1 protein-coding gene is annotated in these 302 nt (G+C 63.9%); it reads left to right on the top strand.

Annotated elements, in window-relative coordinates; all coding sequences use genetic code 11:
• A partial coding sequence (locus tag B3V69_RS19790) for an acyl-CoA dehydrogenase family protein (RefSeq protein ID WP_296449248.1) occupies positions 1-302 on the top strand: 302 nt, incomplete at both ends.

The raw sequence follows: 302 nt of genomic DNA, 5'->3' as shown, positions 1-302 counted from the left end.
ATGGAGGAAATCTCGCGCGCCTCGGCCTCGGTCGGCCTCTCCTACGGCGCCCACAGCAATTTGTGCGTGAACCAGATCAAGCGCAACGGCAGCGCCGAGCAGCGCCAAAAATACCTGCCCAAACTGATCTCGGGCGAGCACGTGGGCGCGCTGGCCATGAGCGAGCCCGGTGCCGGCAGCGACGTCCTGAGCATGAAGCTGAAAGCCGAGGACAAGGGCGGCTACTACCTGCTCAACGGCAGCAAGATGTGGATCACCAACGGGCCGGACGCCGACACGCTGGTGGTCTATGCCAAGAGCGA

Origin of the sequence: Rhodoferax sp. UBA5149 (assembly GCF_002413825.1) — a bacterium.
Taxonomy (GTDB): Bacteria; Pseudomonadota; Gammaproteobacteria; order Burkholderiales; family Burkholderiaceae_C; genus Rhodoferax.
This window is presented reverse-complemented; position numbering and strand designations above follow the sequence as displayed.